We start from the raw sequence: 25,001 nt of genomic DNA, 5'->3' as shown, positions 1-25,001 counted from the left end.
CCTCTGTTATGAGCTAGTGGAATTATTCTAAATGCATTTACGCAAAGCCGGTCTTTCAGATTTAGCACTCTTGCAGCACTGGGATCAACAACCTCATGTGATTGCCTGCGATCCTGATAGTGATTGGAATTGGGAACAGGAACTTGATCGAGACCCCGTATGGAGAAAACAACTGATCGCCGTAGTTGACGAGCGGTCGATCGGAGTTCTGCAAATTATTGATCCTGCCATAGAGGAGACCCACTATTGGGGCGATATTCAAAAAGGTTTTCGAGCGATTGACATCTGGATTGGAGAACCAGGCGATCTGGGAAAGGGATATGGAACGACCATGATGCGGTTGGCCCTTGACCAGTGTTTTTCAAATTCCGAAGTCAAAGCCGTGCTCGTAGATCCACTCGCTCGAAATACCCGCGCACATCGATTTTACGAACGGCTCGGTTTTCAGTTTTCAGAACGACGCCGCTTCGGTGACGAGGATTGTTTTGTCTATTGTCTGAGGCGTGACGAATACGAGAAAACTATCTGCTAACGTGTTATATTCAGGTAGACTATTTCTTTGATTATAAGACGGATGCATGGATGATCGAGCTTAGCCAGTCTCATTTCTGTGATGTGATGATCAACTGTTAAAGCAATTTGAAGCCAAAGACACGCTCCTCATGAAATACGGAATATTTTTTCTTATCGTCGCAGTTCTGCTGGCAGCCATTGCTGTTATTCATCGTGGATGGTGGTGCCTGTTGCTTTGGCCGGCTCTTAGCTTTGGCGTTGTTGCGCTTGGATATCTCTTACTGGGGGCACGCGTCTTTGGAAAGTCGGAAAGTGGCTTACTTTCTCCCATCAATCAACTCGTATTACTGCCGTATTTGGTTTATCTGTGGTCGATCTGGTATTTACTCCGCCTTGTAAGACACGAACCTCCTGTCAATCAACTGACTGAGAAGCTTTTCATTGGTCGTAGATTGTTCTCTACCGAACGACCGGACAATATTGATTATGTGATTGATCTGACCTGTGAATTCAATGAACCTAATGGATTGCGATCAGGAGGATATTTCTCCTATCCAATTCTTGATGGCTTGGTCCCTCCCCTGGAACAGCTCAACCAATGGATCGAACAAACTGCTGCCCTTGATGGTACGATATTGATTCACTGCGCTGAAGGTCACGGCCGGACTGGTATGTTTGCAGCCATGCTACTTGTTTACTTAGGTCATTCACAAACAACGGATGCTGCACTGCAGTTGATTCAAACAAAACGACCGTTAGTCAGGCTCAATTCACAGCAACTGCGAATGCTAAAGGAAATCCATTCGAGCAGGTAATTTGAGAATCTGCTTGTGATTGTGAAGTGCAAATTGCCATAATAGGCTTTTGTCAGCAGCATGTTTGGGAAACTCCATATGGTAATTAAATGAGTGAACTGTGGCAGTTCTGTTAACCGAGAGACACAACTTAATCTTTGAGGAAAGGAATGGGCCATGAGTAATGAAGAGAATATCGTGATGTATCAAGGCGATGATCCGGAGATGCTCGCTACCAGTAAACGGGCACGAAAATCATTCCGTTATTTCTGGCGGGAGATGTCGTGGGAATACCGTCGTATCGTTCCGGGACTGGATCTGGCTGCCGTGAAATTTGCCTTTCACGATCCTGATGTTGCTCCCGGTGATCCAGATACCGAGCATATGTGGGTCAGCGATATTCAATGTGACGGCAAGGAATTCACGGGCACACTACTCAATTCGCCTGCATGGTTGACGAATATGAGTGCCGGAGATCCCGTCTGTGAGCCCCTGTCAGAAATCACCGACTGGATGTTTGCGATTCAGGGAAAAGTATATGGTGCTTATACCGTGAACCTGCTTCGCTCACGGATGTCGCCTCGAGAGAGAAAAGAACATGATCAGGCCTGGGGTCTGGATTTTGGCGATCCGGAAGAGATCGAAGTGGTTTATGTACAACCAGAGCAAAAATCGGGTTTCCTGGGCCTGTTTGGCAAAAAGTCCGTCGTTGACCCGGAAACGCAACGGCGGGCCATGATCGAACATCCGATGAGTATCAACATGGGGGAATCACTAAAGGAATCCCTGCGCGAATCGAAGGAGCCGTTACACGCGACTGATGAAGACGGCTGGACGATGCTGCACCGCGATGCTCTGGCGGGGAATGCCACGATTGTCAAAATTCTGCTGAAGCATGGCGCTGATAAAAACTTAAAAACACCGGACGGCGATACCGCCCTGGATTTGGCCCGCATCTTTGGCTGGAAACATGTGATTTCGCTGTTGTCGAAATGATTTGATCATAGGTTTCGGCAAAGAGATTTTATTATCAATTTTCAAGTCACTCAAAGCGAATGGTTATGTCGTTATCTATGTTGCCGTTGTGATATCAGAGCTATATTATAAAACGAACTTTCCCTTTTTTGTCTGGATACAACATGTATCAATAACAGTGTGTGATGTTGCTATCAGTCAGACAACACAACACGAGGAAATGATATGGGAGTAGCATATTTCATAGTCTTAGAACGCGAAATTGAGGGGGTCGATTCTTTCATGGATGGGAAATGTCTGGCCCGTGCTACTGATTCACTTGATCAAGTGGCACGCGATCTTGGAGTGTGTCCCCTTTCCGATTTTTTCAGTATTGATCCCGAACACGCCGCAGATTTTTTGGCAGATGAAGGAGTGGACTCAGATAATATTGAGTTACCAGCACTTCAACAGTTCTCAGCTGAAGAAGGCCTAACTACAGTTCGAGCATTACTAGGGCATTCTGCAGGGCAAACAGAGGGGGTCACAGACGACTTACAAGAGTGTGAAAGACTCCTAAATTTAGCGGCAAAGCATGGTATTAAATGGCACTTTGAGGTTGATTATTGAGCATGGCTCGACTGCGCAACCAGGTACTGAATTAAAGTAATTGCCTTATGTTTTTGGTTCAGAATCATCTGATGAAATTCAATATAATGTATGTCTGCGAAGACAAAAAAATGAATCAGTGTGTCGGTATCTTTGCTCAAGTGTCCTTATTAAAAGAAGGCATGATCGTTTAGGAGAAAACGCTCTGAGGTTGTGTTCTCTACAAACTGAAAAAAAACTTCCTCAGCTCAAGGATTTCGAATGAGTGACATCAGTGTTGATTTGAATGGCTATCGAATTAATTTGCGGGTGGCGGCGATTGTGACGCGCGGGGCAGATGTGCTGTTATGCCGTTTCCGGGGGCAGGACTGGTGGTTTCTTCCGGGGGGACGGATTAAAACGAATGAAGACTCTCACTCAGCGTTGCGGCGGGAATTGACCGAGGAAATCGGTGTGGGGTTCGAGGTGATTCGGCCTGCAGTCATCGTCGAGAATTTTTTTGATCTGGACGGCACGCACTTTCATGAGATATGCACCATTTATGAGGTCGAGTGGATTTCAGATGAGATTCATAGTAAAGAGAAAAGTAGCAGTGAAATATTTGAGTGGATACCGCGCAATGGGGTAAGTGATATTAATCTCAAACCCGACTTGATCAAAAAATACATCATCAAGCCAAACGCCCATTTTGAATTGGTAATTCATAGAGAGTTCAGTGAACGTGATTAGAAAGCTTATGAAAACACAATAACAGAAAATGAGGTGTTATGGTGGTTCGCTTTATTCTGGCATTGGTTGTAGCAGCCTGCATTTTCATTGTTTTACAGATGACTGGAGTTTTTGGAACAATAGGAATTATGTATCGTGTGTGGACTCTGAATCGTCTTGAATATGGTGATGTGGAAGCGATCCCGCAGACTCGACAGTATCTCAATTCAAATGACATCGCAGTGCGTGCCGCTGCGGCTGGCGGATTTGGCAGAATTGGTCAGGCGGATGCAGAGACAATTTCTGACCTAATCACGAAAGTGGATACCGATGTTCCACGAGTAGCGGAATCAGCGGCATGGTCTTTGGGGTTTGTGGAGATCAACGAACCTACTGACGATGACAAGGCGTATCAGATAGACGTCTTAGATTCGCTGATTTACGCATTGTCGCATAAAAATAGTAGAGTTCGCCTTAGTGCTGCTCACGCAATTTCAACTTATGGGACTAGAGGTATCGACGCGAAACGGGCGACTGAGGCTTTGGTAAAATGTCTGACGGATCAGCGTATGGGTTATGTGGCAGCCCGTGCACTTGGCGACATTGGCGCAACAGACACTGCGGGAGATATCGCTGCACTGTTGGAGGACTCACCTTGGCATTTTCAGCAGGAAGCCGCTGTTGCGCTTACAAAACTTCAGCCCTTACCGGTCGAAGTTCAAGCACAACTTGATGAATTGATTGAAAATGACGCGGGCGTACGTGAGGCGGTTGAACATGCTCTCCGAATTTCTGCCCAGATCAGGAAATAGCCTAGTTCGGCAGGAATATGACATTGGAGCATAAGCCCCACCTTTGATTTTTTAGTCGCGAACTGTATCATATGCAGGTGTGTCAAGCCGGTGAATATGTTATTGGATTTGGTTTCGGTTTGAGTGTTATATAATAAGAGTTAAGTCAATGTCTTCATCATCAAGATCCATTACGCATGACCTTTTGACTCCGGAAGAAGTCAGCAAATTCGATAACGATGGCTATCTCATACTGCGAAATCTTTGCCCCGAGTCACTCAGGCAAGAAATGCTTGCGACGACGAAAGAGGGGTTAGCCAATGTGGTCGAACCTGTGGAGTATGAGGCCGATGTGGAATACCCGGGCTCACCTCCTTCTCGGAATGTGATGGGTGGGGAAACAGTGCGTCGATTGAAGCAGGCACACAGCCGGGGCATGTGTTTTACGGAACTGGTGAACCATCCTGTATTGGTAGGACGGCTGGCTCAGTTATTGGGGCCCGACTATGTGATGCCGTTGGCTCATCATAATTGTATTATGACCAAGCAGCCCGAATTCAGCAGCGATACGATGTGGCATCAGGATATCCGGTTCTGGTCTTTTGAACGGAAAGAATTGATCAGCGTCTGGGTTGCTCTGGGAGAGGAAACTCTGGACAACGGATGTCTCAAAGTCATCCCTGGAACCCATCGGATGGAGTTCGAACCACACCGTCTGGATGATCGTATTTTCCTGAGCCCCGATGCTCCAGAGAATCAGGAATTGATAAAGACGGGTATTTCTGCGGAATTACATCCGGGGGATGTCTTGTTCTTCCACTGTCGCACATTTCATGCAGCCACCCGCAATTATACCGATCAACCAAAATTCTCTGCCGTCTTCACGTTTCGTCCTGCCGATAATCCACCAGTCTGTGGTTCCCGTTCGGCTGCCTTGCCCGAGTTGATTATTCATACACCTCGCTGAGTGGAATGATCCTGTTCCGATTCGTTATTTGGCGTGGGTTGAATCGAGTTCGGGTTGAGGCTTTGCTTCCAGAAATTGGGCAGCGCCAAGATATTTCCCCCAGGAACCGAAGTAGCCGCGATAGAGCATGATGAGGTACGCGGGCACAATGATCGGCCGGATGATAAACGTATCGAGCAACACTCCAAACGCGAGTGCAAAACCGAGTTGCTGCATTCCAACCAGGGTACCTGCCATAAGCGATGAGAACGTACCCGCCATAATGATCCCGCAACTGGAGATGATGCCGCCCGTCTTCTTGAGAGCAGAGATCACACCTTCTACAGGACCTTTGGTTTTTTGCTCTTCATCAATACGTGTAATGAGATAGATATTATAGTCTTCACCGACAGCGATCAGAATCGTGAAGAGAAACATGGGAACTTTCCAGTCCAGTCCGGCAAAGTTTTCCGGGTCAAGCGCCCAGAAGACAGTAAATGTCACTCCCAGGGTGACCAGATAACTGAAAAAGACACTCACGATCAGATAGGCAGAAATCGCAGGGCGTCTTAACAAGATCACCAGAATGAGAAATACACTACCCAGTACGAGGATATCGATGCGGGCCTGGTCTTCGTCTGTTACTTCTTTCAGGTCGCTGATGCTCGCGGTGGCACCGATATAAAAGAGCTTTGTGTCGTTGCGCAGATCTTTGGGAAGAGATTTACTGACGGCAGCTTTCACACGTTCGAGTTGCATCATACTGTCGTGTGAAAAAGGATCTTTCTCGAGCACAAGGTCCATGCGTGTCACATGATTTTCGAGATCAGGTTCTAAGCTGACATAATAGTTTTTAATGACCTTAATACGGCTGATGGCCTTTATTTTTGCTAGTCCTCGCAAATCTTTGGCCTTTTCCATTTCATCTTCCGCATCAATGCCAAACGGCTTGATCATATTGCGAATGTCTGCGATGCCCAGAGCTTCTTTTTGGCTCAGTAATGCCTCTGTGAGCGTTTCGATTGCTTCGCGACCCTGGGAATTTGAAAAATCAATATTCGGGTTTTGAAATAATAAAGTCAGAGGTCCGGTTGCGCCAGCGGGGTAATGTCCTTGTACTGCCTTGGTTCCCACAACACTGGGGTCTTCACTGGGAAGTTCTGAAAGCAGGCCATAACTCAAATTCCCGTAACAGGCGATACTGATCAGTGCAAACGGAAACAGAACCAGAAATGTTGACAGCCAAATTTTACCCGGACTTTTAAGTAGAGCGTTCGAGACTGATTCCCAGAGAGAACCGGCCCAATTGCGTTGCATGAGTCGCGCCATGACGCTGGAGGGAGTCAGCCAGCCTGCGGAGATCGCGACTCGTTCATTGAACGATTGTGGCCAGTAAGCAAATCGTCCAGCCAGACAGAGTAGCGCAGGGCTCAGTGTCAATGAAGCCATCAATACAAAAAACAGACTCAACGACATCGCAATGCCAGCCTGTTGGAATTTACCAAACTGTGCGAAAACCATCATCCCGATTCCACACATGGTGGTTCCTGCACTGGCGGCCAGCGCGGCTCCCACCGTGGCGATGGAGTTGGAAATCGCCTCCTTGAAAGTACATTCCTTATCGAGTTCTTCACGGTGACGGGCAATCAGGAACAGGCAATAATCCACTCCCGCTCCGTAGAGTATGACTGTCACGTAGACCTCAATCCCGGAAAAGAGCCCGACATACCCCCAGTCTCCCAGAATCGCCAGAACCGAAAGGGCAATCTTCACAGAAACAAAAACCGTGAATAATGGTATTAACGCCAAGATCGGAGCACGGTAAATGATGATGAGTAACAGGACAACCAGTAAAACAGTCCAGAGTTCGGTTGCTTCCGCACTTTGATTTGCAGCGCGCATCATATCGCGACCGACCGTAGCAATACCGCTGAGTGTGATGTCTAAGCCTGGCTCGATTTCCTTTTTGAATTCATCATCGTGTTGAATCAAGTGCTCAATATTCGCGACTGTTTTCGCATTGCTTTGGTCGAGAAATTCTGTCGAGAGCTCGACGATCACCAGCGAAGCTTTGTTATCTTCGCTTTGCAGTAAATCACCGATGGATTTGTCTGTATAAGTCCGAATACGCGAAATATTAGATGTCTTTTCAGGAGTGCCAGATCCATCATCCTCAGTTGCGTAGCCTCCCTCACTTTCTGCAATCTCTTCAAGTCGTGGTTTGAGATCTTCCTCAATAAACTTGAGGTCTTTTTCAGTTAGTCCCTGATCACCGTGTTCACGGCGAACAACGATCACAATACTACTGGCGAGTAAATCATCTGGGAAAGCGCGCTTAAACAATTTTTCTCCCAAGAGACTGGGAGAGTCCCCCGGCAGAAATGCGAACTCACCATTTTGTACTACTGTTGACCATTCGGGGGCAGCATACGAAATTCCTACTAATGCCAAAATCCAGCCAGTAAGAAAAATTTGCCAATACCGGACAACAGTGTTGCCTAAAACTCGGAACATAAAGACTACTAACAAAGATCGAGTGAAAAGACGTAAAATCCACGTGTGAAGATACTAACGATTCCCGCAGCATTTCCTGAAACTGGAGAGAAACACATGAGGTATTTACAGTTACTGCGGGTCTTCAAGCCGTAATCTTCACACATTCAGGTGGACTATTTCAAGTCTATGAGCATCTGATTTACGATGCGAGTCTGAAATGTGTTTTTATGTTCATTTTTTGTTGACAACAGGAAGAATTGATTTTGTAACTTTCTGCTGATTTGTCATAATAAGGGTCTTGTCTGAAATCAACTCATTTTCCATTTTCAATGATGGTTCTGAAAAGTGAAAAGGATCTTCGTATGTTTCGTATCCCGCGCCAATTCTCAGATTTATGCTCATTAGTACTACTGGCTGTGGTCTTGTTTTCATCTGTCACAGCTTCTGCTGAGAGTAAGACGATTGCACGCTGTGGTGAGGGATGGTTGGAGAATGTTGATGGCTATCTGGTGCTCCATCTTAAAGGAACTCATTATGAAATGGGGTATCAACAGGGAGTCCTTCTTAAAGAGAGTATTCGCAAGAATATGTATACTCTCTTAAATGATAAGGGAGACACGACACTCGTTGATTTGGGGCTTGTGAAATTAAAGCCACGGCAGGCGATTGAAACGATCGTTCAAATTCAAAAGCCTTACACTCCTCAAAAATATTTAGAGGAAATGAAAGGTTTGGCAGCAGGGGCAGAGATTGCTTTCGAAGATGTGCGGGCCACGAATTTTATTCCGGAGATGTTTCATTGTAGTGGGTTTTCGATTGCGAATTCTGCTACGAAAGATGGAACTCTCTATCACGGACGTGTTCTGGATTATGCCTGTGACTGGGGCTTACAGGATCATGCGGTATTAGTCGTCGCAGAACCAAAGGGCGGCATCCCGTTTGTGAACGTTTCGTACGCCGGATTCATCGGATCTGTGACCGGGATGAACATGAAATCCGTTTCCATTGGAGAAATGGGAGGAAGAGGTTTAGGGCATTGGTCTGGGGTGCCGATGGCGTTTCTCGTGCGTGAAGTTTTAGAAACTGCCAAAGATCTGGATGAGGCGATTGCCGTGTTTCGCGATAACTATCGTACTTGTGAGTATTATTATGTGATTGCCGATGGCAAAACCAATCGAGCGGTTGGTATGGCGACTTCCTGGGAGAAGATGGAACTGATTCAGCCCGGGGAAGCTCATCCCCTGCTACCGAATGCAGTGAAGGATGCCGCATTGCTCTCAGCCGGAGATCGCTATCAAGAGCTTTCCAAGCGAGTCAAACAAGGGCATGGCTCGTTCACCGCCGAATCTGCGATCAAGCTGATGAGCCGTCCTGTCGCGATGAAATCGAATTTACATAATGTGTTATTCGAGCCAAAATCAACGAAATTATGGGTAGCCAATGCGAGCAGTGATGGCAGCCCTGCTGCGAATCAGAAATATTATGGGTTTCAACTCTCCGAACTATTGAAACGAACGCCGGATGCGAATGCACCTGTATATCCCATGCCAGCCAATCAGTCTGTAACGCAAAAAACAAAGTAAGCGGATCAAGACGATTTACAGGTGGTAAGACTGTGGATACATCGTCAATTTTGACTTTGAAGTAATTCTAACCAGGCTTCAGGCAGGTAGTCGGGAAGATCAGAGGCGATCAGGGCAGGTTGCGATAGTTGTTGTGCGGCGAGATCTCCCGCGCGTCCATGCAAATGTGCGGCCAGTTGTGCGGCTTCAAAAGCTTCCAGTCCCTGACCGGCCAGTGAAGTGATTAATCCGGTAAGTACATCACCGCTACCACCAGTTGCCAAACCACTGTTGCCCGTTGTATTGACGGCGATCCGAGTGCCGTCTGTAATGAGTGAGTGTGACCCTTTCAGTAACAACACAACTTGATGTTGTTTTGAAAACGCAATGGAAAGCTCCTCTCGTTGTTGGGCAATTTCAGTGGTTGATCGATTGATCAAACGTGAAAACTCACCCGGGTGCGGAGTCAGAATCCGGGGGCCTGCCGCTTTTGGTAACGGTTTACCTGAAGTGGCGATTGCATTCAGGCCGTCTGCATCAACAATCAATGTCTGTTTGAGTTCTGTGTAAAGCTTGAGTGTCATTTCCTGGACCCATGTGTGTTGCCCACAACCGGGTCCGATGGCAACGGCGTCAAAATCATGAAGTTGATTGAATAAATGTGTTTTGGATGCCTCAGATAGATTGCCTTGTTGATCGGTCGGTAACGGAATGGTTAAATAACAGGGATTCACAGTAGCGACGATCGATTGGATCGATTCAGGAATGGCCAGAAAAACCAGCCCCGATCCGCCACGTAATGCACCCAAGCCAGAGAGGCAGGCAGCGCCACTCATACCGGAACTGCCAGCGATAACCAGTACTTTACCGAACGTTCCCTTATGAGAGTTTTCCGGACGGACAGGTGGTGAAGGAAGATCGGAAACTCGCTGAATATTCATCGCAAAAACTTCTTTCAAATTCAAACAACGTCACTAAAATGAGGTATCATTTTGGACGCTGAACAGGAGATATCAACAGATTATTATTTTAGTATAACCTGTTTTTCTGTTGTACTTGGGAAGTCTATGGAATTTTTAGAGCTAGCATAGGATGGATGGGATAACTGGGATGGAGGGAATAATGGGAAGTTCGCTTTAACATACCGAATCGGTGACCAATAAGGCTCCCCGTTTTTGGGTGGTTAAGTATACTTTGAGTCCCTTTTTTGAATGAAACGTTTTTTCTATGATACGCTCAGTACTCACTTCTGCTGGTTCAACAAAGTTGTGAGAATGGAATGATCATTAACCACTGAAAGAATCTGTGGAAAAGCAGAACTGCATAAATCGTAATGGATTGGATGGGTTTTTAATGTCAATAAAAAAAACAGTTTATGAGAAACTATGTGATTTGGCCGGGAATCTCTGGTGGAGTTGGCAGCCTGATGTGACGCAGATTTTTCATCTGATTGATCCGGAGAAATGGTCTGAACTCGATCATAATCCAGTTTTATTACTGAAAGAGTATTCGCCAGAACAACTGGAAGACAAACTTAGTAATCTCAGTTTGCATTCCCGTGTGAATGTCGCCTATCGCCGTTGGCAGGAATACATGGAGCGATCGGATACGTGGGGTTCAACGAATGCCACAATTCTGGGGCACCGCTGTGCCGCCTATTTCTCGGCTGAGTTTGGGATTCACGAATCATTACATATTTATTCTGGTGGTTTAGGTGTGCTGGCAGGTGACCATCTGAAAAGTGCATCCGATCTTGGTCTGCCTCTGGTGGCTGTCGGTTTGTTTTATGGAGAAGGGTATTTCTCTCAGCATATTGATAAAGAGGGCTGGCAGCAGGAGTCTTACACCGAAGCAAAAACGAGTCACTTGCCAATTTCACCAGCCTTCACGCCAGAGGGAAAACCGGTTGTGATTTCGGTTGTCACACGCACCGGTGAAATCTTTGCCAAGGTGTGGCGGATTGATGTCGGACGTGTTGCCCTTTATTTACTCGATACTGACATTTCTGAAAATAGTGAAGAAGATCGGCACTTGACCGCACGGTTGTACGGTGGCGATCAGCGAACGCGAATTCGTCAAGAGATCATGCTGGGAATCGGTGGTGTGAAGGCCCTGGAGGCCATCGGAATTGAGCCAAGCGTCATTCACATGAATGAAGGCCACTCTGCATTTGCTCCCTTGGAGCGTGTACGCAACCGAATGCATGAGGATGGATTCTCTTTTGATGATGCGTTACGCGATGTTGCTGCTGCCTGTGTCTTCACAACGCACACTCCCGTTCCGGCAGGTCATGACCGGTTTGACCCAGGCCTGGTCGAAGAACATGTAGGACCGCTGGGAGATCAACTGGGGCTGGATCACCATGCGTTGATGAGCTTAGGCCGGGTCGATCCTCAGAATGAGGGAGAAACTTTTTGTATGACCGTGCTCGCCTTCAAATTGAGTCGTCTGGCGAACGCGGTATCAAACCTGCATGGAGTCGTGAGCCGTCGTATGTGGGCTTCTTTGTGGCCCTGGCGAAGTGAGGAAGAAATTCCGGTCGGTCACATTACAAACGGCGTTCATATGCCAACCTGGTTGGCTGCGCCGATGCGTGTGATCTACGACCGTGTATTGCCGACTCAATGGTATTACCATACAGGGGAGTCAAATGTCTGGTCTGGAATTGAAGAGATTTCCCCCGGAGATCTTTGGGAAACGCATCAGTCATTAAAAAATCGCCTGATTATTTATGCTCGTGAATCATTGGTCAAGCAGGCGCATCGACGAGGTACTTCTGAGAGCGAAATCAGCCACTTGAAAACCGCTTTGAGTCCGGATGCTTTGCTGATTGGTTTTGCGAGACGTTTTGCCCCTTATAAACGTGCTGACCTTGTGATGAAGGATATGGATACTTTTCTCAAGATTATCGAAGATTCAGATCGACCTGTACAGTTCGTCTTTGCGGGTAAGGCACATCCAGCCGATGAACGTGGTAAGCAGATTGTGCAGCGAATTTTCAAATTAACACAAGAACCACCGTTCCGTGGAAAAATTGTGTTGCTTGAAAATTATGACATCAATCTGGGACGTCATCTTGTTCAAGGCGTTGATGTCTGGCTGAACAACCCGCGTCGTCCACTTGAAGCATCCGGAACCAGTGGGCAGAAAGTGGTATTAAACGGTGGTCTCAACTGTTCTATCCTGGATGGATGGTGGGCAGAAGCTTTCGATGGTCAAAACGGTTTTGCTATTGGAAAGGGACGAACGCATGTCAATCAGGAAATCCAGGATGATCGGGATGGTCTCAATCTGATGAAGGTATTGAACGAAGAAGTCATTCCACTTTATTATGACCGGAATGAGGATGACCTTCCCCTGGGTTGGATTTCACGAATGAAGCGTGCCATTCGAACTTTAGGCTGGCGGTTCAATGCAGACCGGATGGTGATGGACTATGCAGAAAAAATGTACCTGCCTGCAGCCGGCGGACTTTCAAGCCAAATCAAGGGAGACTCTTCGCTCTAAGATCTACGCGTAAAGGGTAATTGAGCGTTATAATCGTCATAACGGCTACAGGAAACAGAATCATCATCTTTCCTGTGGCCGTTTTTTTTGTGTCATTTGCTTCAGAATGCAATTGAGCAAGGGTTACTTGATGAATTCTAGAAACATCGGGATTCGCTACTAAAACTACGAGCTAACTTTTAAGCGTAATGACTTTAAAAGTAAACTCAGGTGAGTTTTGGACTTGTACTCTCGGCCCCGAGGCAAAAGTTACCAACAGTTTCAGTCAAAGATAGATTAAAGCACTTAGTGTATGATATTTGCCTGTGGTGATTTCTACAAAAACGCAGGTGGAACAGATTCAGTCGATGTGCAGGGGCTTTTGATCATAGGTTGTTCGTTTCAGATGAAAGCGTTTTCCCAATGAGTTCAGCGACAGCAGGCCAATCGAGTATGCCCTTTAAAAGTGCGATTCCTCAGGGAGAGTTATCGGATCTGGTCAAAGGGTACATGGATGTGGAAGTCTGGCGCTCCACGGATTGGCTGACTCGTCTCGATCTGGATGAACCACGAGTCGATGTCCGTTGTTTATCCGAGCGAACTCGACTTTGCAAAAGAATACTCGATATCATCGTCTCTTCAATCATGCTGATAGTGCTGTCTCCATTACTGTTGTTTCTGGTGATCGTGGTCAAGCTCAGCTCTCCGGGACCTGCGATTTTCAAGCAGACCCGAGTCGGCCTGAATCTGAGAAATCAAACGAAAACTGATCGTCGCAAAGAACAACTTGATCTGTCTGAAGTCGGAATTGCCACTGATCGTCGAACGCATGCTGATCGTCGTGATGAAACAGGCTATGGGATGCCTTTCACTCTGTATAAATTCCGCACGATGACGGTAGATGCCGAAAAGAATGGTGCTCAATTTGCCGTTAAGGGTGACCCGCGCGTCACAGGGCTGGGACGCTTCATGCGTAAAACGCGATTGGATGAGCTTCCTCAACTTTGGAATGTACTCAAAGGGGAAATGACATTAGTCGGTCCGCGTCCCGAACGTCCGGAATTCATCGAAGGTTTGAGCAAAGAAATTCCAAACTATCTCAATCGTCTTGGTTTGAAGCCCGGGCTGACTGGAGTGGCTCAAATTGTGAACGGGTACGATAACAATGTGGAAGGCTTTCGCAGAAAAGTCTCGCTGGACTTGATGTACTTACAAAACTGCTGTTTTTGGAATGACCTGAAGATCCTGTTTCGAACGATCCGTGTCATCCTGACTGGTAGTGGTGCGTTATAAGAATTCAACATTGAGTTACTGTCCTGCCTTTTGGGTTGTCTGATTCATTTCTTTTGCGTTCTTGCAATCAATTTTCGCTCCGATGATTTCTTTAATTGCTTAGTGTATTTGAAGTCATTTCCAGGCGTTTCCTTGCTTTGGAGAGGGGTTCCTGATAGTCTTGAATCTGTGGAGAGCGAGTCAACAAAGGGTTTTTGCAGCGTCAAAGTCAGTCGGCGCGAGGTCCATTCATGTTTGTTTGGCTCGGATTAAAAAGGAACGTCAGTGTACGCAGGTTGGTTAGCCTGCTGGTACTGTTTGCTTTGTGCGCTTCATTTGTTCCCCTGCCAACCAATTCGAAATCACCTCTTAAAAAAGACCTATCGACGCCTTATCCCTGTCAGAATCGACCTTGTGGTTGTCGCTCTGCGGAACAGTGCTGGAAGAGTTGCTGCTGTTTCAGTAACAGGGAAAAAGTTGCCTGGTCCAAGGCAAATCGTGTCACACCTCCGACTTATGTGATTGCTGCAGCGAAGCAAGAGGCAACTGAATCTGTGTGTCAGACCGAGGGATGTTGCACGAAACAAAAAAAATCTTCCCAGCAGGAAATTGTCGTATCGAGTTCAGAGAATTGCTGTACCTCTTCAGATGAACCAGAGAAAACAACTTCTTTTGAAGTTTCAGCTGAAGAGAATGAAACTTTTTTTGTCATTGGAGTATTCGCTCAGAAGTGTCAGGGACAGGGGCCTTTCTGGAACAGCCTGCCTTGGGCAATTTTGCCCGAAGTTCAAGCAATGGTTTCCTACTCTGATCTTGTGGTGTGGACGCGTCCCACTTCTACCACAGCTCCACGATCTGCGGCAGAACCACCTGAACCACCGCCTCGCCTGATGGTGAATTCCACCTCTGTTGCCTGAATTCGCCCGGGCTCTAAATTCCAGTGCGCTGCTGCGCGCTGAGAACCAGGCTCTCGGATTGGCGTGCGGCTTGTGCTAGTACGCTTACGGTGGGACGCGGCTCGTTCTCCACAAAGAAGGGTTAAGACCTGCTGTGAGCGTGCTACCACCGGCCGCATCGACCTCGCGGAGTCAGACTACTGATTACTTTTTAAAAGCTCTCGTTCAGTTCTGCGCAAAAATTGTGCGCGGCCAGTTGGAACGTACGAACTTCACTCTTTGATATTTGCGAGGAACACAATGTTATTCCCTATGAGAGGTTCTCGGCGTGGGAGCCGAGGCTTCACTTTAATAGAACTGTTGGTGGTGATAGCCATCATTGCGATTTTGATTGCGTTACTGTTACCTGCCGTGCAACAGGCGCGGGAAGCGGCCCGACGTGCGCAGTGTAAGAATAATCTGAAACAGATCGGCCTGGCGATTCATAATTATGAGAGTGCCTACACTGTGTTTCCCGGGCTGTCCTCAGCAAGCACGTATGGCTATTCCGTTCAAGCGCGGATTCTCCCTTTTGTTGATCAGGCGAACTTACAGAATTTGATCGATTTTGAAGTTCCACTGATGTTGGGATCCGGGGGTAGCCAGTCCCTGAACCCGGTGCATACTGCTGTTGCGGGTCAGGTATTACCTTTGTTTCTTTGCCCGAGTGAGCCAGAATCTCCCATTTTTCAAAATGCTAATACAGGCAGTGCTCAGTTTGCCGGGACGAATTATGTGGTCTGTTCTGGTGATGGAATAGATACAAATTACGACACCCGCGCACAAACGAATGGAATGTTTTTTATGGGATCGGCCAGCCGATTTCGGGATCTGACTGACGGCTCAACGAATACATTGATCCTTTCAGAGTCTCTGATGGGGAACAAGTTGGACGGCAGTGGTCTTGTCTCTGACCCTCAACGCCAAATGGCACGATATCGAGGTGGCGGATTGGGAGCTCCCGGTGAAGGCTTCACAAGTGCGCCAGGACATAATCCGGATATTGCCGCAGCAGCAGCCGCCGCCGGGAACTTTGATGGTCGTGGACGTGGTTCCTGGATCTGGGGGCGAGAACACATGACGACATTCAATACATATATGACGCCAAATCCTCAAACTCCCGACGTGCATCGTAATGGATACGGATGGTTTGCTGCACGCAGTATGCATGTGGGGGGTGTGCATGTCGGCCTGGGTGATGCCTCGGTGCGATTTGTCAGTAACAATATCGATCTCAATCTCTGGCGTGCACTCGGCACCAAAAATGGTGGGGAAGTGATTGGTGAGTTTTAGCTAATGACATGACACGTACTACTCAAAATTTAATCCAATTAATCTTAAATTCCATGTTTCCAGGAGAAACTGAGATGAATAGAAATCGATTTAAACCGGAACTGACAGGTTGGCAAACGGCCATTCTGTCTGCCGGTATCGTATGTTTGACTTGTGTACTCTGCATAGCAGAAGAGACACCATTTGAAGATTCAAAAATACAACGCTGGCCCGCCTTTCAGGGGGCAGGAGCGACCGCGATTGCCGCTGAATCCATACCCCTCGTCTGGTCTCCCCAGGAAAATATTGCGTGGCAGACCGAGTTTCCCGGTAAAGGCCAGTCGAGTCCGGTGATCTGGGGAGATCGTGTCTTTGTGACTTCGATTGAAGGAGCAATGAAAAACGACTGTCACGTTGTTGCCTTGGATCTTGCAACAGGGAAGTTGGTCTGGGATTTTAAAACGGCGTCTTCACAACCGGTGCGTGCCAACTATTTTCAAAGCCGTTCCGCTCCGACTCCCGTCGTTGATGCGAGGCACATTTATGCTTTTTTTGAAACCGGAAATCTGATGGCGCTGGATCATGCGGGCAAGAAAATCTGGTCTCGCTCGCTGACCGATGATTATGGTGAATTTGAAGTGCGGATCGGCCTGGCCGCTTCTCTGACACAGACTGCAGACACAGTTGTTGTGCTGATTGATCACGAAGGACCCTCCTATTTACTGGCTGTTGATAAACAGACTGGCAAAACGAAATGGAAAACCGAACGTTTCAGCCGACAGAGTTATGCATCGCCCACAGTATTAAAGGTCAATCAGGCAGATCATATAGTCTGTAGTTCAAGTGGCAGCATTGATGGTTACGACCCGACAACTGGTAAGCAGTTGTGGATGTTTGAAGAAGTCGGCGGCAACAGGGCCTGCACGCCGATTTCTTTTGGTGATGGTAAGTTTCTCATCAGTGCCTCACCTGGCATGCATGATGAGCGGCTGGCTGATGCCAAGAAATCGAACTTCGCCATGCAGGTGAAACGGGTGGGAGAGGAATACCAACAGACGATACTCTGGAAAACGAATAATGCGATGCCTTCATTCGGTTCGCCAATGGTACATCAGGGGTTGGCGTACTGGGTGAATAAAGTCGGTGTTGTTTATTGTTTTGATGTCGCCACAGGCAAGCAGGTTTACATCAAACGTTTACGGCAGTCTTGCTGGGCAACACCATTCGGACTCGGTGATCGTGTCTATTTTCCTGGTAAGGATGGTTTAACGACGGTGATCGCCGCGGGACGTGAGTTTCAGGAACTTGCTCAAAATGAACTGTTTGACGGTGCCACTGCAGCCGGAGACGCTGATCTTAAACGGCGTGAGGAAGCAGCTCGCAAGCCGCGCTCAACACAGCGATCTGAACGAAACTCTGGAGGACGGTCGCGGACTCGTAACGGATTGATTTTTGCTGACCCGGTCCAATACGGGTATGCTGCCGTGAATGGATCTTTGGTGATGAGAACGGGCAGCAAATTGTATTGCATTCGGAAGCTGGTTCCCGTAGATCGTCAGGAAAAAACGGTGAAGGTCAGTTCCAGAGAAGGAGACTCTCAATGAGCGATCACCTGAAAATCATTGTGATGATGACTTTTATTATTGGTGTCAGGAGCAGCCTGTTGTGGGCTGCTCCTCCCCTCGATTTTGAAGCGGCACCGATCAACTACAGCGATGCGACTCCTCAGAATGTCATTACCGAACTACAGAAAGAACTGGATACAAACCGAAAGACATGGAAGTTTGCCGACGATTTTGGGTATCTGCTTCCGTTACTCAAGGAGTTGAAAATTCCTGTCTCTTCACAGATGTTGACATTTGGGAAAACCAGCATGCAACGTCCCTTAATCGGAAGGGAACGGCCACGTTCTATTTACTTTAATGATGAAGCCTACGTTGGCTATGTTCAGGATGGGCTGATTGAGATGATGGTTTCCGATGAAAAGCTGGGACTGGTGTTTTACACACTTGAACAAACTCCAGCAAAACCTCAATTTCAGCGACAGGTGGCGCGCTGTATGACCTGTCATTCTTCAACACGCACAAAGAATGTTCCCGGACTTTTAGTACGATCGATGTTTGTTGATCCTGAAGGTTTGCCGGTTCTATCAGCGGGAAGCTTTCGAACGGACCACTCCAGCCCCTTATCCAAACGCTGGGGAGGCTGGTATGTGACGGGAACACATGGCGAAACACCGCATATGGGAAATTTCCATCTGCCATCATCAAAGCGGCCCAAAAAACCTGTCGTCAACAAGACCGGTGTGAATGTTAAAGATCTGACAAAACTGACAAATGTGGCCGCTTATCCTGCTCCTCATAGTGATCTCGTGGCACTGATGGTCTTTGAACATCAAATTGATGCCCAGAATTTTATGATTCGGACGAACTATGCGTGGCAGATTGATAAGCACCGTGGTGAAGAGCTGAAAGAGGATGCGGTTTGGAAACAAGATGCCGAACAGCTTGTTAAGCATCTGTTGTTCGTGGGTGAAGCAAAGCTCAAATTTCCGATTCAAGGCACATCTGCTTTTGCGAGTCAGTTCACCGGACGCGGCCCTTTTGATTCACAGGGTCGGTCCCTGAGAAAGTTTGACTTGCAGCAGCGACTGTTCGCGTTTCCGTGTAGCTATATGATTTATTCTGCGGCGTTTCAATCCTTACCATTACCGGTTCGTTCCCACGTGTATGAGCGACTGCACCAGGTTTTTAAGGGAATTGACCGGTCGAATGAGTTCACGGAGCTTTTGTCTTCTGATCGTCAGAATTTGTTATCGATTCTCCCGGAAACGGTGCCAGAATTAAAACGAGTGTGGGAAAGCTTGCCTTTATTGGAGTCTGAGAAGTAATGATTCATGCGCGTTTACTAATGACGGATTTTCATCTCTATCGATCGCTTCAAGATCAAGTAAAATGGGACTTGAGTCGTGCATGAGCCATTTGAAGTATCAGAGTTGTTTTACCGTTGAGTGATTTCAATGTGGGATCATCTTCAATGGCGTGAATGAGTCAAGCGTTGATTGGCACGCGATACGAGATGAAACACAGATGATGCTAACCTGAAATGTCGCGAAATGTTTGTGATGTGGTTTGATAGCAGCAAAAAAACGACTGATGGTTTTGAACGTCTTTAATTTGTTCATTGTACAAAATGAAAAAACAACTGGTTTTTGATAGTGCTGAGATCAACAGGGGCAACCATTTTCACTGTTTAGAAAACATTCCCACGCGCGCGACGCAAATCGCGCAGTTTAAGGAGGGGCAGCAGTAAGTCAAGAAATAAAAAAACGACCTGAATACAGGTCGTTTTCGTGAAGTTCAATGTTCCTGAATTTGTCAATCACAATTTCGGATGGGAATCATGGCGAGACTGACATGTGTTTGCTCAGGAATCGTTCTCGGGATAGTGGCTGAGGTTCAGTGTGTTTGCGGGAACCATTTTTTCATTTTTGGTATCCCAGCCCATCATATGCCCGGATCTCCAGGACTCATTTGCCATGTTGACAGCGACAACACCTGCTAACCCTAATTCACTGGGACAATTCAATTTTTCACCGTTGCGTAAGTGATTTTGCAGATTCGTATGATGCAGCTTCGTATCTTCTGCACCGGATTTTTTATGCTCTGCCAGGACCTTACCATCTTTATCTTTAGCGACCCAGCCGGACGAAGTGAAGTAGAGTGTGCCACGATAGCCACGAATGAGGTGATCGATGCCGACACGGTTACTCATCGTCCCAAGAACATAGACCGTCATACCGCGTGGGTACTCGCAAATCATTTCAAAGTTGTCCGGCAGGTTGCGGTCATCGCGCCACTGCCAGATACCTCCCATACCCACAACACGACGTGGATAAAGCAGATTACAGGCTTTCATAATACGTGTGATGCGGTGGATGAAGAGGTCAGTACAAATCCCGCCCGAATATTGAGAGTAGTTTCGCCACTCATAATAATGATGGGGATTCCAGTCTGTTTTCGGAGCCTTTCCGAGCCAGGCATTCCAGTTCAAATCGGCAGGCTTCGGTTCATCATCCTTCAGACCGGGACGACGCCACGGTCCCTGTGATCCATAACGCCGAACGTACTCGATCTGCGCTTGAACGACCTGGCCAATAACGCCTTGTTCGATTGCTTTCGCGGCAGAACTGTAGGAATCATCGGACATGCCTTGCACGCCGACTTGAATCGGGAGCTTAGTCGCTTTTTGTTTTTTGATGACCGCCTGCGCTTCTGGAATACTGTGTGTCATTGGTTTTTCACAATAGACGGCTTTACCAGAATCCAAAGCATCAATTGTCATCTGCGCGTGCCAATGTTCTGGAGTCGCAATCGTGACATAGTCGATGTCTTTGATTTCCAAAACTTTTTGATAATCAGAAAAAGCGTGTTTAGCTCCCGTTTTTTCCTTGCCTTCCTCAGCGCGCTTTTTCCAGCAGTCAGCGACTGCGATTGCTTCCAGATTGTTCTTTTCGCGAATCGCATTGAACGTATTCATGTGGGCATTCGCCATTCCTCCAGCGCCAAGGAAACCGATGCGAATCCGGTCATTGGCACCAAGAATACTTCCATAACTTTGTGCTGTCCAAGCCAGACCGGCAGCGGCGGTGCTACCAGCCTGGAGAAAACTTCGACGAGTCACTTCAGACAAAGACTCTTTCTTTTCAGAATTCATTAGTACCAATCCTGTTTCTATATCTAATTAGAATAATGCGAGCAAACTAGGGAAGCTCTTTGATACGCATGTTTTTGAACTCAATTTTGGCACCATGACCACACAGACAAATATGTCCTGAATCCCGTTTCAAACCGGGGTGCTCCTTGCCATCAATCGTACCGTTTTTCTTAGCATCAGTCATATCGAAATCGACAATGGTCGTTCCGTTCAAAGTCACTTTGAGCTTATTTCCATCAACCATAATTTCCTGGGAATTCCATTCACCCACTGGTTTGAGGTGCCCTCGCTTCGCTGGTGCGGTTCCATATAATGAGCCATGATACTGATAGTTTTGCAGCTTGGCATATTTCTCCGCAGTATCGTCGAGGATTTGAATTTCCTTGCCTGCGTAGGCGGGGCTGGTTTTGGGTTTGAGAGGAACGTGATAGCCAATCCCATTATTGGCTCCGGGTTCCAGTTTGAAATCAAATCGTAGAATAAAATTTTTGTATTCTTTGTTGGTAAATAAATTACCACCACTTTCCTTTTTACTGATGAGCATACCGTCTTTGGCGTAATAACCATTGGTGGCACCTTGCCAGCCATCTAATGATTTCCCATTGAAGATACTTACAAAATCGCTATCACAATGCTCTTCAGCAATCAGATCAGCGGTCTGAGTGACACAGAAACAGGCACTCATAAACAAACAAAGTGTAGTGAAACTCTTAACAGATAATTGAAACATGGCATTGATTCCTTGATATTCAGCTATTGAAAGTGACTCAGGTAGGAAACCCTGTGATATTTAGGGATCTTAAAGAAGGCGTGTCAACTTGAGCATACCAAAGTGAGATTACCAGAATCAATGGAAAACAGAGTGAAAGCAGTGGGTTTTTTGTTTGAACTGATTTTGATTAAAATCAGCATATGACATCAAATTTAGTTTTAGGATTTGCATCACAAGGAAGATGAACGGTTATGAAATTTGAAAATGAAACACGGGCAGAGGTTGCAACACTGCGCTGGATCGGTGGAACAGATGGATATCTTCAGATGATCGACCAGACCTTACTCCCGACTGAGTTTCGAGAGATTGAATGCCGCACCGTTGAGACCGTTTGGGAAGCAATTAAAAAGCTTCGAGTTCGCGGGGCACCCGCAATTGGAATCGCCGCTGCTTACGGAGTGGTATTGGGATTGCAGACCGTTGCTGGTTCAGACCGTAGCTGCTTTGATCAGAGACTGAAAGAGGTTTCAGAATACTTAGCGGGAAGTCGCCCCACGGCTGTCAACCTGTTCTGGGCACTCGAACGATTGCAAAAACTGGCCGATCTTTCTCCAGAACTTTCCGGCGGTGAAATGCATCAGCGTTTGTTGGATGACGCACTGAAAATTGAGCAGGAAGATTTGCAGATGTGCCATAAAATTGGTGAAGTAGGAGCCAGACTGTTGTCGAAAGGGGATGGCGTTCTCACACACTGCAATGCGGGGGGGCTGGCAACTTCAGGAGGTGGTACTGCGCTCTCTGTTTTCTTTGAAGCGGCGCGGCAGGGAAAAGAGATTCACGTATATGCAGATGAAACCAGACCGTTGCTTCAAGGAGCACGCCTGACGACCTGGGAGCTCATGCAACGTGAGATACCCGTCACTTTAATTAGTGATTCCATGGCTGGTTGGGTGATGCAGGAAAAGAAAATCCAGGCGGTAGTTACCGGTGCAGATCGTATTGCCGCCAATGGAGACGCTGCGAATAAAATTGGAACTTACTCGGTGGCCTTATTGGCGCATGCGCATGGAATTCCTTTTTATATTGCTGCACCTTCCAGCACATTTGACCTGAGTTTAGAGAGTGGCAATCAAATTCCGATCGAAGAACGTCTTGCTGAAGAGATCACACACGGATTTGGCAAACAGACTGCCCCCGAAGGAGTCGATGTTTACAATCCTGCATTTGATGTGACCCCTGCGGAGTATATCAAGGGAATCATCACAGAACGGGGTTTGATTCAGCCGGTTACGAAAGAGGAAGTTTCTCGCGTGCTTTCTACTGCTGACGCTTGATTCTGCCAACGCTGAGTAGCACCGATGATTAATATCTCGGAGCTTGACTGAGTTCTGGGCTTTGGATCTGGATCGGCTGTTGCTGAAACTGTTGTTGTGGTTGAAACTGCTGCTGGTATTGAACGGGGACCATCACAGGTTGTTGTTGATAGTAGGAAGTCTGCCGTTTGAGGGCTTCCTTTCGTTGCTGAATTCGTTCCAAATCCTTCTCTCGCCGAGGAAGTGCATAGTTCTTCCAGGCAGCTTGTTCCTGGTATCGATTCCAGAAATGTTGTGAATAAGAAAGTTGTGGGGTGATTCCCCATCCCGCAGCCACCTGACTTTGTGAGAGAACGTGTCGGTAATTATAGGGCCTGAAAAAATGATAGCCGCTATAAGGTGAAATTTCCTGAAAATATCCATGCTGCCAGGGGTGTTGTGAATCGAAGGGATATAACTCGTCTCCAAAGATTCCACCAGTGACTCCGCCGCTCGTAACGGGGCCGCCTGTTGTTGGATAATAAGCTCCCCCAGGAATCTCGGCGGCACCATAATAGGCCCCATTAGAAATCGCAGGATCTCCACCGAGGGCAGCTGTAATGGCAATTGCAAAAAAAGTCGTAGACATATCCGAAATTCCTCTACATCACTCAACAGTGACTGTTTCTGTTTTGTGAATCATAACAATGATTAATTTTAGTAGGTTGAATCATTTCCTCGCATTACTTATTTATCGGATGATCAAATACCCGTTCCTTCAGGTTCATCATAAAAATCGTAAGATGTAAATCACATAAGCGCGCTATAACCTGAATATTTTTAAATCGGGTTAGATCATCCAGTCAAAATGAAACGGCAATATCTGCCGAATCCGGTAGAGGAGCGAATCCTTTTTTACGGATTTCGTCTCGACTTACCTAAAAATGGTGTAGGTTTAATGGTAGACACGAGAAGTGACTGGCAGTTCTGTGAGCGGATTGAACGCTCAAGTGGTTCAGATAATTCAAAAGTCGACCCGGTTCAGATATCCAGGCAGTAATCGTGATTATTGATAGATTCAGCATGGATTCACAATAAAAGCTTTTCAAAATTGTGATTGATGCGTTTTTTAGTCATCGTTTGATGATATTCTGAAATTCTTACACGAGATGTAAGGGACTAACCATGCCACAACTTAAAATTATAATAACGATATTATTGATCGGTGCTGCTCCTCTATACGCTGATGATCCCGTGATACCAGGGGCTGATTTAGGGAAATCATCGACATTACCTCCTCCACCAAGCTCAGTTTCACCCAGTCCAGATCCCGCTGCGAACGTCGCACCTCAAAATACTCCGCAGAATCAAAATCCTGATGCGATTACACGTCCTGTCCCTGGTTATCAGGGTGGGCCTTATGTGCGGGGTGGAAATCAATATTGGTTACCCAACAATATTGCTCCCCAAGTGGGAACACCTTATTACTATAGCGCTACTCAAGGCCCAGGAAGTACTTATGGAATGACTGGACCTAGCGTGGGTATGCATGCGGGACAGACCTGGTATGGTGGGTACCATAGTGCGAATACAGGAATGCAAGACCAGGCTCTGTCATCTGATCCTTATACAAGGCACTTTGGACCCGGGTTTTATCGGTCGCACGAATACGGGCATTTCCGTTTTCCCTCATACAGTTACAGGCGACCTTGGTATAATCCAGGGGCTCCTACTTATAATCGTGACACTAACTACCGCTGGTGATTCACTAGTAGAATGAACAGTCTTTAAGACTGATTTGATTGCATCCCATCGCCCAGGCTTCATGCCTGGGTTTTTTTATTGCTACTAAAATAGCGGCGTAAAAGGTGTGACGTTCCGTAGAAGAGGAAAAATAAGTCGATCCACTCTAATCCTCTTTTCATGATTAGCCGATACAAACA

At 46.9% G+C, this 25,001-nt stretch carries 21 protein-coding genes; 16 read left to right on the top strand and 5 right to left on the bottom strand.

The annotated features are described in order from the left end of the window. The first annotated feature begins 31 nt into the window (after positions 1-31). The 7 genes from V144x_RS23700 to V144x_RS23670 all read left to right on the top strand — a co-directional run bounded on the left by V144x_RS23700 (position 32) and on the right by V144x_RS23670 (position 5,336). Positions 32-532, top strand: coding sequence for a GNAT family N-acetyltransferase (locus V144x_RS23700; protein WP_144988862.1), 501 nt, complete (start codon positions 32-34; stop codon positions 530-532). A gap of 130 nt (positions 533-662) precedes the next feature. After that, positions 663-1,328 (top strand): dual specificity protein phosphatase family protein, encoded by a 666-nt coding sequence (locus V144x_RS23695; RefSeq protein ID WP_144988859.1) that lies wholly within the window; start codon positions 663-665, stop codon positions 1,326-1,328. Positions 1,329-1,484: 156 nt separating this feature from the next. Then, entirely contained in the window at positions 1,485-2,303 is an 819-nt protein-coding gene (locus V144x_RS23690; RefSeq protein WP_197998606.1) for a DUF2314 domain-containing protein, read from the top strand. Between the two features lie 204 nt (positions 2,304-2,507). Then, positions 2,508-2,891: a hypothetical protein gene (locus V144x_RS23685; RefSeq protein ID WP_144988856.1), complete on the top strand. Its 384-nt coding sequence runs from the start codon at positions 2,508-2,510 to the stop codon at positions 2,889-2,891. A gap of 240 nt (positions 2,892-3,131) precedes the next feature. Continuing rightward, on the top strand, positions 3,132-3,599 hold the full coding sequence (locus tag V144x_RS23680) for an NUDIX hydrolase (protein ID WP_144988853.1): 468 nt from the start codon (positions 3,132-3,134) through the stop codon (positions 3,597-3,599). 38 nt (positions 3,600-3,637) lie between these two features. Continuing rightward, positions 3,638-4,390 carry a HEAT repeat domain-containing protein gene (locus V144x_RS23675; RefSeq protein WP_144988850.1) on the top strand — a complete coding sequence of 251 codons (753 nt, stop codon included), beginning with the start codon at positions 3,638-3,640 and terminating at the stop codon, positions 4,388-4,390. 148 nt (positions 4,391-4,538) lie between these two features. Beyond that, positions 4,539-5,336 carry a phytanoyl-CoA dioxygenase family protein gene (locus V144x_RS23670; RefSeq protein WP_144988848.1) on the top strand — a complete coding sequence of 266 codons (798 nt, stop codon included), beginning with the start codon at positions 4,539-4,541 and terminating at the stop codon, positions 5,334-5,336. A gap of 24 nt (positions 5,337-5,360) precedes the next feature. Here V144x_RS23670 and V144x_RS23665 read toward each other — a convergent pair whose 3' ends face one another. Next, positions 5,361-7,829 (bottom strand): MMPL family transporter, encoded by a 2,469-nt coding sequence (locus V144x_RS23665; RefSeq protein ID WP_144988845.1) that lies wholly within the window; start codon positions 7,827-7,829, stop codon positions 5,361-5,363. Positions 7,830-8,173: 344 nt separating this feature from the next. Here V144x_RS23665 and V144x_RS23660 point away from each other — a divergent pair, with 344 nt between their 5' ends. Next, positions 8,174-9,394: a C45 family autoproteolytic acyltransferase/hydolase gene (locus V144x_RS23660; RefSeq protein WP_144988842.1), complete on the top strand. Its 1,221-nt coding sequence runs from the start codon at positions 8,174-8,176 to the stop codon at positions 9,392-9,394. Between the two features lie 44 nt (positions 9,395-9,438). On the opposite strand, the gene V144x_RS23655 is transcribed toward V144x_RS23660, so the two are convergent. Beyond that, complete coding sequence (locus tag V144x_RS23655) at positions 9,439-10,314, bottom strand: NAD(P)H-hydrate dehydratase (protein ID WP_232102619.1); 876 nt, start codon at positions 10,312-10,314, stop codon at positions 9,439-9,441. A gap of 412 nt (positions 10,315-10,726) precedes the next feature. Here V144x_RS23655 and glgP point away from each other — a divergent pair, with 412 nt between their 5' ends. From glgP to V144x_RS23625, 6 genes are all read left to right on the top strand, one after another. Next, positions 10,727-12,880, top strand: coding sequence for an alpha-glucan family phosphorylase (gene glgP / locus V144x_RS23650; protein WP_144988840.1), 2,154 nt, complete (start codon positions 10,727-10,729; stop codon positions 12,878-12,880). Between the two features lie 402 nt (positions 12,881-13,282). Further along, a complete protein-coding gene (locus tag V144x_RS23645) occupies positions 13,283-14,152 on the top strand; it encodes a sugar transferase (RefSeq protein WP_144988837.1) in 870 nt (289 codons plus the stop codon). A gap of 230 nt (positions 14,153-14,382) precedes the next feature. Further along, positions 14,383-15,048 carry a hypothetical protein gene (locus tag V144x_RS23640; protein ID WP_144988835.1) on the top strand — a complete coding sequence of 222 codons (666 nt, stop codon included), beginning with the start codon at positions 14,383-14,385 and terminating at the stop codon, positions 15,046-15,048. Positions 15,049-15,327: 279 nt separating this feature from the next. Continuing rightward, complete coding sequence (locus V144x_RS23635; RefSeq protein ID WP_315852400.1) at positions 15,328-16,359, top strand: DUF1559 domain-containing protein; 1,032 nt, start codon at positions 15,328-15,330, stop codon at positions 16,357-16,359. 74 nt (positions 16,360-16,433) lie between these two features. Beyond that, positions 16,434-17,942 (top strand): PQQ-like beta-propeller repeat protein, encoded by a 1,509-nt coding sequence (locus V144x_RS23630; protein ID WP_144988830.1) that lies wholly within the window; start codon positions 16,434-16,436, stop codon positions 17,940-17,942. Continuing rightward, positions 17,939-19,228: a hypothetical protein gene (locus tag V144x_RS23625; RefSeq protein WP_144988827.1), complete on the top strand. Its 1,290-nt coding sequence runs from the start codon at positions 17,939-17,941 to the stop codon at positions 19,226-19,228. Before V144x_RS23630 ends, V144x_RS23625 begins: the two co-directional genes overlap by 4 nt. Before the next feature lie 536 nt (positions 19,229-19,764). Here the strand turns inward: V144x_RS23625 and V144x_RS23620 are convergent. Both V144x_RS23620 and V144x_RS23615 read right to left on the bottom strand, forming a co-directional pair. Continuing rightward, positions 19,765-21,054, bottom strand: a complete 1,290-nt coding sequence (locus tag V144x_RS23620) for a Gfo/Idh/MocA family protein (protein WP_144988825.1) — start codon at positions 21,052-21,054, stop codon at positions 19,765-19,767. Between the two features lie 46 nt (positions 21,055-21,100). Beyond that, entirely contained in the window at positions 21,101-21,784 is a 684-nt protein-coding gene (locus V144x_RS23615) for a 3-keto-disaccharide hydrolase (RefSeq protein WP_232102617.1), read from the bottom strand. 233 nt (positions 21,785-22,017) lie between these two features. Between V144x_RS23615 and mtnA the strand changes: the two genes are divergently transcribed. Then, a complete protein-coding gene (mtnA, locus tag V144x_RS23610; RefSeq protein WP_144988822.1) occupies positions 22,018-23,100 on the top strand; it encodes an S-methyl-5-thioribose-1-phosphate isomerase in 1,083 nt (360 codons plus the stop codon). Between the two features lie 28 nt (positions 23,101-23,128). On the opposite strand, the gene V144x_RS23605 is transcribed toward mtnA, so the two are convergent. Beyond that, positions 23,129-23,707 (bottom strand): hypothetical protein, encoded by a 579-nt coding sequence (locus tag V144x_RS23605; RefSeq protein ID WP_144988820.1) that lies wholly within the window; start codon positions 23,705-23,707, stop codon positions 23,129-23,131. Positions 23,708-24,243: 536 nt separating this feature from the next. On the opposite strand from V144x_RS23605, the gene V144x_RS23600 reads away from it, so the two are divergent. After that, the gene (locus V144x_RS23600; RefSeq protein WP_144988817.1) at positions 24,244-24,822 is read left to right on the top strand and encodes a hypothetical protein; all 579 of its coding nucleotides are present in this window, start codon (positions 24,244-24,246) and stop codon (positions 24,820-24,822) included. The last annotated feature ends 179 nt before the right edge of the window (positions 24,823-25,001 follow it).

This window comes from Gimesia aquarii (assembly GCF_007748195.1).
In the GTDB taxonomy this organism is placed as follows: domain Bacteria; phylum Planctomycetota; class Planctomycetia; order Planctomycetales; family Planctomycetaceae; genus Gimesia; species Gimesia aquarii.
This window is presented reverse-complemented; position numbering and strand designations above follow the sequence as displayed.